Origin of the sequence: Nocardioides sp. (genome assembly GCF_050699375.1) — a bacterium.
Taxonomy (GTDB): domain Bacteria; phylum Actinomycetota; class Actinomycetes; order Propionibacteriales; family Nocardioidaceae; genus Nocardioides.
The window spans coordinates 1-8,141 of the sequence record NZ_JBOHDN010000382.1 but is presented as its reverse complement, the minus strand read 5'-3'; the positions used below and the strand labels follow the sequence as shown (position 1 = coordinate 8,141).

7 protein-coding genes are annotated in these 8,141 nt (G+C 69.3%); 1 reads left to right on the top strand and 6 read right to left on the bottom strand.

The annotated features are described in order from the left end of the window. From ACRDPS_RS24965 to ACRDPS_RS24940, 6 genes are all read right to left on the bottom strand, one after another. Positions 1–287: MaoC family dehydratase (locus ACRDPS_RS24965; RefSeq protein ID WP_431504373.1), on the bottom strand; the 287-nt coding region annotated here is incomplete at its 3' end. Further along, on the bottom strand, positions 284–1,384 hold the full coding sequence (locus tag ACRDPS_RS24960) for an acyl-CoA dehydrogenase family protein (protein ID WP_431504372.1): 1,101 nt from the start codon (positions 1,382–1,384) through the stop codon (positions 284–286). The genes ACRDPS_RS24960 and ACRDPS_RS24965, both read right to left, overlap by 4 nt. Further along, a complete protein-coding gene (locus tag ACRDPS_RS24955) occupies positions 1,384–2,274 on the bottom strand; it encodes a bifunctional MaoC family dehydratase N-terminal/OB-fold nucleic acid binding domain-containing protein (RefSeq protein ID WP_431504371.1) in 891 nt (296 codons plus the stop codon). The genes ACRDPS_RS24960 and ACRDPS_RS24955 overlap by 1 nt, the downstream gene beginning before the upstream one ends. Continuing rightward, positions 2,271–3,431: an acyl-CoA dehydrogenase family protein gene (locus ACRDPS_RS24950; RefSeq protein ID WP_431504370.1), complete on the bottom strand. Its 1,161-nt coding sequence runs from the start codon at positions 3,429–3,431 to the stop codon at positions 2,271–2,273. The genes ACRDPS_RS24955 and ACRDPS_RS24950 overlap by 4 nt, the downstream gene beginning before the upstream one ends. Positions 3,432–3,446: 15 nt before the next feature. Next, positions 3,447–5,096, bottom strand: coding sequence for an AMP-binding protein (locus ACRDPS_RS24945; protein WP_431504369.1), 1,650 nt, complete (start codon positions 5,094–5,096; stop codon positions 3,447–3,449). Further along, positions 5,093–6,310: an NADH:flavin oxidoreductase gene (locus tag ACRDPS_RS24940; protein ID WP_431504368.1), complete on the bottom strand. Its 1,218-nt coding sequence runs from the start codon at positions 6,308–6,310 to the stop codon at positions 5,093–5,095. Before ACRDPS_RS24940 ends, ACRDPS_RS24945 begins: the two co-directional genes overlap by 4 nt. Positions 6,311–6,498: 188 nt before the next feature. Here ACRDPS_RS24940 and ACRDPS_RS24935 point away from each other — a divergent pair, with 188 nt between their 5' ends. After that, on the top strand, positions 6,499–8,073 hold the full coding sequence (locus ACRDPS_RS24935) for an ABC transporter substrate-binding protein (protein ID WP_431504367.1): 1,575 nt from the start codon (positions 6,499–6,501) through the stop codon (positions 8,071–8,073). Positions 8,074–8,141: the final 68 nt, after the last annotated feature.

Sequence of the window (8,141 nt, the reverse complement as noted above, 5' to 3'; positions counted from 1 at the left end):
GACACCGAGCCGGTGAGCGTCATCGTGTCGCCCGGGTAGTTGGGCGCGCCGAGCCGGATCCGGATCCGCTTCACGACGGCGGTGGGTCCGGCCCACGACGTGACGAACCGGTCGACGAGGCCGTTCGTGGTCAGGATGTTCATGAAGATGTCCTGTGACCCACGCTCCTGCGCGAGGGTCGGGTCGTGGTGCACGTCCTGGTAGTCACGGCTGGCGATCGCGGTGGCCACGATCAGGCTGCGCGTCAGCGGGATCTCCAGCGGGGGCAGGGCATCGCCGATCTTCACGACGCCACCTCCTCACGCGCGAGCACGGCTCCGAGGTCGGCGAGGGCCGCCGCCGAGCCGCCGAGCGTGCTGGCGATCTGCTTGCCCCACAGGAAGTTCCGGTGCACGGGGTAGTCGACGTCGACGCCGATGCCGCCGTGCAGGTGCATCGCCCGGTGGACGACGTCGAGGCCGGCCTGGTCGCACCACCACTTCGCCACCAGCGCCGCGCGCGCCGCCTCCGGCTCGTCGAGGGAGGCGAGTGCCTGCCACAGTGTGACCCGCATGGCGTCGATGTCGATCCAACAGTCCGCCAGCTGGTGCTGGGCGGACTGGAAGGTCGCTAGCGGTCGGCCGAACTGCTCCCGTGTCGAGAGGTACGTCGCTGCGAGCCGCAGCGCCCCGTCGGCGACGCCCACCTGCACGGCCGCGAGGGCGGCGGCGGCCACTCGGAGGACCGCGGCCAGCGTCTCGCCGTCCCCGAGCTGCTCGGCGACGGCGCCAGTCAGGGTCAGGTGGCCGGCCAGGTCGTGGGTCGTGGTCTTGGTCTGCTCCCACACGATCCCGTCGCCATCGGCCGGGATGAGGAACATGGCCGGACCCTCAACGCTCGTCGCCGACACCAGCACGTGCGAGGCACCGGTCGGTGACGGGACGACCGCCTTGGTGCCGGTCAGACTCCACCCCTCGCCGGTCCGGACGGCCGCGCACCGCGGCGACGCAGGAGCCGCCCCGTCGAACTCCTCCAGCGCCAACGTCAGCCGCATCGATCCGTCGGCGGCACCGGCGAGCAGGGCGTCGCGCTGGCCGTGTGACCCGAAGGACGCGACGGCGAGCGACGAGACGCCCGCCGACCACAGGGGCACGGGTGCCACGGTCCGACCCTGCTCCTCCAGGACGACGCAGAGCGCAGCCGGCTCGAGCCCGGCTCCGCCGTACGACTCCGGGAGGGCGAGCCCGAGGAGTCCGGCACTGGCGAGCTGCTGCCAGAGCTCTTCGTCGATGTGGGTGGCGGACGCCTCGACCTCGCGCACGCGGTCGGTGGTGGCCCGGTCGGTGAAGATCTGGCGAGCCAGGTCGCGAACCGCGACGAGGTCCTCGTCGTAGGTGAAGTCCATCAGCGCTCCTGAAGATCAGTGGGCCGGAACACCGGCAGGGTCAGCTCGGGATCGGCGTCCAGCCACTCGACCCCGAGCGGCATGCCGATCCTGAGGTCGTCGGACGTGACGCCGGTCAGATTGGTGATCAGGCGGGTGCCCTCCTCGAGCTCGACGACGGCGATCAGCAGCGGGTAGTCGAAGGCAGGGTGGCGCGGATGGTGCGCGACGACGAAGGAGTAGAGCGTGCCGCGACCGCTCGCCTCGACGGTATCCCAGTCGAAGGACTGGCACTCGGGGCAGCAGGGGCCGGACGGGTGCCGCAGCGTCTTGCACGACAGGCAGCGCTGGACGACGAGCCGGTGCTCGCGAGCCGCCTCGAACCAGAACTGGTTGTCGAGGTTGATGGCCGGACGCGGCCTCGGCTCTGCCGTCGCGGCTGGCTTGAACCGCAGGGTCCGCCACCGCTGGGTCGCGACGACCCCGCGGGTCGCGTCGCGGTAGGTCTTCAGGGTGGTCACGAACCGGCCGGCACCCAGACCGGTGACCTTCTCCGGCGAGATCGACTCCACGACCTCCTCGACGGTCAGCCGGTCGCCGGGTACGACCTCGCGCTCGAGCTCGAGGTCGGAATCGGTGGCGACGACCGAGGTGTAGCCGCCCTCGGCCAACAGGGCAACCAGCTCGTCGAAGGCCCCGGCTGTGGCGGGTGACCCGAAGCCGCGCATCGTCCACGCCTGCATCATCGAGGCGGGCGCGACCGGGTCGGCCCCGAGGTAGCGCGGGTTGGTGTCGCCCATCGCCTCGACCCAGTGCCGGATCATCGGCACGTTCACCGGGTCGGCGGCGGGCCGGCGGGCGACGAGCTCGCGGCCGACGAAGGCGGCGAGCCGGTCGTCGTACGCACTCATCGCTTCGACCTGGGCAGCCCGAGTCCCTGGGTGGCGACCATGTCGCGGAGGACGTCGTTGACTCCCCCACCGAAGGTGTTGACGATGCCCTGGCGGGAGAGCTGCTCGACCTGCCCGTGCAGGACGGCACCGGGCGACTCGGGACGGATCCGTCCGGCCGCGCCGAGGACCTGGGTGAGAGTGCGCTGCACGTCGATGTGGGTCTCGGTTCCAAACGTCTTCGCGGCGCCGGCGGTCGCGCCGGTCAGGTCGCCGGCGGCGACGGCGGTCGTCATCTTCCAGTTCATCAACCGCATCGCCTCGAGCTTCGCGTAGGTGCGTGCCAGCTCGGACTGCACCCACGGCTCCTCGATCACACCGGTGTCCTTGGCCCAGGCCAGGACGTTCTCCCAGAGCTGGATCATCCGGCCGCCGAGGGCCGCCAGGCCGATCCGCTCGTGGTTGAGCTGGGCGGTGATCAGCGACCAGCCGGCGTCGACCGTCCCGACGACGTCGCCTGCCGGCACCCGGATGTCGGTGTAGTAGGTCGCGGTCACCACCATCCCGCCCACCGCCTGGATCGGGCTCCAGGAGAAGCCGGGGTCGGTGGTGGGCACGATCAGGATCGAGATGCCCTGGTGCTTCGCCGCCTCCGGGTCGGTGCGGACCGCCAGCCACACGTAGTCGGCGGTGTTGGCACCGCTGGTGAAGATCTTCTGGCCGTTGACGACGAAGTTGTCGCCGTCCAGCACGGCGCGGGTGGTGAGCGACGCCAGGTCCGTGCCAGCGGAGGGCTCGGTGTAGCCGATCGCGAAGACGATGTCACCGGCCAAGATGCCCGGCAGGTAGGCCCGCTTCTGCTCCTCGGTGCCGTACTGCATGAGCGTCGGACCGACGGTGTTCACGGTGACGAAGGGGAACGGCAGCCCGGCGCGCTGCACCTCGTCGAAGAAGACGTACTGCTCCTCGATGGAGCGGCCTTGGCCGCCGTACTCGGTCGGCCAGCCGATGCCGAGCCAGCCGTCGCGGCCGAGCATCTTGACGACCTCGCGGAAGCGCGGTCCGCCGACACCCTCCTCGCCGACGCGTCGGCGTACGTCGTCGGGCAGCAGCCCGGCGAAGTAGGTGCGCAGCTCCTTGCGCAGCTGCTGCTGGGCAGGTGTCTCGCGAAGGTCCATGGTGTTCCTCGTCTGTCAGGGCAGGAAGCGGAGGCGGCCGGCGGCCGCGAACTCTGCACGGAGCGCGGTCTTGTCGGCCGCGGTCATCGGGACGTACGTCGGAGCGCCGCGCCCTTCCCAACGGTGGACCGGGTCGGAGGTACGCCAGCCCTCGAGCTGGATGGCTCTCTTCTGCAGCTTGTTGGAGCCGGTGCTCGGCAACGCGTACGAGAACCTGACGAAGCGCGGAGCGGCCTTGGTGCCCAGATCCGCTTGCCCGGCCAGGAATCCAGGCAGGTCGAGCGAGTCGAAGGTCGTGCCCTCGGCCACCTCGACAGCCGCCATCACCTGGTCGCCGGACCGCGGGTCGGGTACAGCGAAGGCAGCCGCCGCGACCACCGCGGGGTGCCGCTTGAGGATGCGTTCGATCAGCAGCGCAGACGTGTTCTCACCGTCGACGCGGATCCAGTCCCCGGAACGGCCGGCGAAGTACAGGTAGCCCTGCTCGTCGGCATACCCGAGGTCGCCCGTCCAGTACCAGCCGTGACGCACACGCTCGGCGTCCGCCTCCGGGTTGTTCCAGTAGCCCTCGAACCTTGCGGCACCCTCTGTGTCGACGAGCGCACCGATCGCCGCCTCGGCGTTGAGCACGCGACCGTGCTCATCGAGTTTCGCCGGCGGGCAGGTCTCGCGAGTCTCGGGGTTCACGACGCGTACGCCATCGTGTGCCGGTCGCCCGAGGGTGGCCACCGGTCCCTGCGGAGCGAGCGTGATCATCCCGGCGCCCTCGCTCGAACCGTAGGCCTCGAGGAGCGTGGCGCCGAACCGTCGGCGGAACTCCGCCTGGTCCTCCGGCGATGCCTCGGTGCCGAAGCCATGGGTCAGCGTCGAGTCCGTGTCGGTGGCAGGCGACGCGGCCAGGATGTAGCTGATCGCCTTGCCCACGTAGGTGAAGAAGCTGGCCTCGAAGCGGCGTACATCCTCGATGAAGCGGGAGGCCGAGAACTTCGGGGTCAGCGCGACCGTCGCACCGGAGACGAGGGACGGGGCCCACAGACCCATCAGGGCGTTGCCGTGGAACAGCGGCATGCAGCAGTAGGAGATGTCGTGGCGCTGCACGTCGTACTTCGCGGCGTTCATCGTGCCCAGCCCGGCGAGCCGGCCCTGGCTGCAGCGCGCCGCCTTCGAGGCCCCGGTCGTGCCGGACGTGAACAGCAGCAGCAGCTGTGTGGTGGGGTCGATCGAGGGATCACGGCTGGGTTCGCACGCGTGCTTGGCAACCAGGCCGGCGTACGCCGGATCGTCGATGAGCAGGACCCGGTCCCGGGAGAGCCCGATGTCGAGCCCGTCGAGCAGGGCCAGCCCTGCCGCGTCGGTCACCAGCAGCTGAAGCTCGGTGTGGCGGACCTCGGCCTCGAGGTCGGCACCTCGCCTCGTCGAGTTGATGCCGACGATCGAGGCACCCGCCAGCGCCGCTCCGCCGAGCCAGAGGATGAACTCGGGCACGTTGTCGAGCAGCACGCCGATATGGAACGGGCCCTCGACGCGCAGCGAGGTTGCCAGGTCGGCGCGGGCCGCGCTATCGCGGACGACCTCGTCCCAGGACCAGGACCGGTCATGGCTCAGCAGGCCGGGATGCTCGTCGCCGAGGCGGTCGAGCAGGAGGTCGGCAACCGTCTCCCTCATGAGGCGTAGCCCTCCGGCTTGCCCCAGGTCGCCGTGCGGGTGGTGCCGCGCTGGACGAGCACGCAGCGGGTGCCGGTGAAGTTGGTCGGCATGCACTTGTTGCAGTGGTTGCACAAGGAGCCGGTCGAGGCGTCTTTCTGGATCCGGTTGATCAGGTCGGGCTCGCGGAGGAGCGCACGGCCCATCGCCACGAACTCGAAGCCTTCGTCCATCGCGAGATCCATGACCGGCTTGGTGGTGATGCCGCCGAGCAGGATCATCGGCAGGCTCACCGCCGCGCGGATCTGGCGCGCGTCCTCGAGGAGGTAGGCGTCCGTGTAGGGGTAGCTCTTCAGCTTGTGCTTGCCGACCAGCTTGACGCCCAGCTTGACCGGCTGCGGCATGACGTCGGCGAACTCCTTGAGGGGCGCGTCTCCCTTGAAGAGATACATCGGGTTCAGCAGGGACGACCCGGCGGTCATCTCCAGCGCGTCGAGCGAGCCGTCTGCCTCGAGCCACTGGGCGACCGGGATCGCCTCGTCCAGCCAGAAGCCGCCGGACACACCGTCGTCCATGTTCATCTTGGCGATGATCGCGATCCGGTCGCCCACGGCGTCTCGTACGGCACGCAGGATCTCGCGCGCGAAGCGGGCCCGGTTCTCCAAGCTGCCACCGTAGCCGTCGGTGCGGTGGTTGATCTTGGGCGAGAGGAATGCGCTTGCGAGGTAGTTGTGGCCGAGGTGAACCTCGACTGCGTCGAAGCCGGCATCGATCGCCCGACGGGCCGCCTCGGCATGGGCCTCGGTGATCCGGTCGAGATCGGCGACGGTCGCCTCCTGGGCCCAGCTGAGGGAGGTGGCATGAAAGTGCTTCGTCGGGGAGAGCGCGGGCAGGTCGTTGCCCTTGGGGCTGGCGACCGGCCCGCCGTGGCCGATCTGTGCCGAGACCGCAGCGCCCTGGGCGTGCACCGCGTCGGTCAGGCGACGAAGCCCCGGCATGGCCTCGTCGGTCCAGAGGATCTGGTGCCTGTCCGTGCGCCCTTCGCGAGCAACGGCGCAATAGGCCACCGTCGTCATGCCGACCCCGCCCGCGGCGTACGCAGCGTGGAAGTCGATCAGGTCCTGCGTGACGCGCGCCTTGTGGCTGAGGCCTTCGTACGTCGCCGCCTTGATGATGCGGTTGCGGAGCGTGAGCGGCCCCAGCTTGGCGGGCGCCAGTACGTCGGGAGATGTCATGTTCCGCACGTTAGGAAGCCTCGCCCCAACATCATGCCGTTCCTTCCACTGAGTGGGATGTGGAAGGAGCTGGCGTGGCCGGCCGACGACGCTGTGACGACAGACACATTCCGGTGAGAGCTCGGACCACCAGTGACCCCAGTGGAGGAACAGTGAAGACACTCATTCCGACTCGTGCACGATGGGCGGTGCTGCTATCTGCGAGCGCTCTCGTCGTCACTGGCTGTGCGGACACTCCGGCGGAGGGCGACGGCGGCCAGGACGCGGCGAAAGTGGACTACTCCACCCGGCTGCTGAACGCCGAGGATGCCTCCGGCGACCCCGTACAGGGTGGCACCCTGCGTGTCGCCGAGTACTCCGAGGCACGCACGCTCGACCCGACCAAGACCTACCCGACCGGTACGACCGGCGGCAACGTCATGGCCGCGGTCTACGACACGCTGGTGCGCTACGACCCCGTGGAGGACGAGTTCGAGGGCCAGCTGGCCGAGTCGCTCGAGAGCGACGACCTGTCTACGTGGACGCTGAAGCTGCGCGAGGGCGTCAAGTTCCATGACGGGACGGCGCTCGACGCCGAGGCCGTGATCGGCAGCATCGAGTACTACGCCGCGTCGTACGGCATGAACGCCGCACTGCTCAAGCAGGAGATCACGTCCCTGACCGCCGCGGACGCGCAGACGGTGGAGATCAAGCTGGCCCATCCCTGGGCCAAGTTCCCCAACATGCTGGCCGGCGGCGCCGGGATGGTGCTCGCACCGGCGGCGTACAAGAACCCGAAAGCGTTCAAGCCGATCGGTGCCGGTCCATTCACGTTCACGAGCTACAGCCCCGCCGAGAAGACCGTGGTCACCGCGAACCCCGACTACTGGGACGGCCGCCCGGCTCTCGACGCGATCGAGTTCGTTCTGCTCGGCGCCGACTCGACGGCGTACGAGACGATGGAGTCCGGTGGTGTCGACGTCACCACCCTGCGGGGCCCCGAAGTCGTCGACGAGGCGATCACGTCCGGATCGCCAGCGATGGTGAGTCGAGTCTCGATGGCGAACAACTTCTGGATCAACAACCGCAAGGGCTTTCCCGGCGAGGACAAGCGGGTTCGCCAGGCGATCGCGCTTGCGATCGACCCCGCCATCTACCTGAAGCGGGCCGCCGGCGGTGCCGGCGACGCGACGAAGCTGCTGATGAGCGAGGACTCCGTCTGGGCCCCCGGTGTCGAGCCGATGCCGACGGACACCAAGGCGGCGAAGAAGCTGCTCGAGGAGGCCAAAGCCGACGGGTACGACGGGAAGATCAGCTTCCTCGCGCGTACCGACCAGGCGTCACAGGCCGGGGCGCTGGCAGTGCAGGCGATGCTCGAGGCCGCGGGCTTCGAGGTTAAGCTCGAACTGCTCCAGAACGTCGCTGACCAAGTTCAGAAGATCTACGTCGACCGCGACTTCGACATCGCGGTCGTGGCCACGAGCATCCCCGAGGGGGACCTGTTCACCCGCGTGGCCTCGTCGATGGGTAGCACGTCCGCGTTGAACGTCTCGGGCTACGCGAGCCCCGAGATGGACAAGCTCGCGCAGGAGCTCCAGGCCGTCGAGGACCCGGCCGACGCCAAGGAGATCATGACCCAGATCGAAGCGCTGTGGGCCGAGGACGCACCCGGCGTCGGCATCTCCTCGGGCGCTCTGGTGAACGCCTGGAACGACAACGTTCACGGCCTCGAGCCGAGCACGGACTCGCTGCTCCTCTTCTCGGACGCCTGGATCGCCAAGTGAGCTGGTGTCCCGCACCCTAGCCAACCAAGCACAAGGAAGCCCGGCCCCATGGGGCCGGGCTTCCTTGG

Coding starts and splice junctions, on each gene's coding strand:
- ACRDPS_RS24960 (WP_431504372.1), bottom strand. CDS start 1,384: ATGGACTTCACCTACGACGAGGACCTCGTCGCGGTTCGCGACCTGGCT.
- ACRDPS_RS24955 (WP_431504371.1), bottom strand. CDS start 2,274: ATGAGTGCGTACGACGACCGGCTCGCCGCCTTCGTCGGCCGCGAGCTC.
- ACRDPS_RS24950 (WP_431504370.1), bottom strand. CDS start 3,431: ATGGACCTTCGCGAGACACCTGCCCAGCAGCAGCTGCGCAAGGAGCTG.
- ACRDPS_RS24945 (WP_431504369.1), bottom strand. CDS start 5,096: ATGAGGGAGACGGTTGCCGACCTCCTGCTCGACCGCCTCGGCGACGAG.
- ACRDPS_RS24940 (WP_431504368.1), bottom strand. CDS start 6,310: ATGACATCTCCCGACGTACTGGCGCCCGCCAAGCTGGGGCCGCTCACG.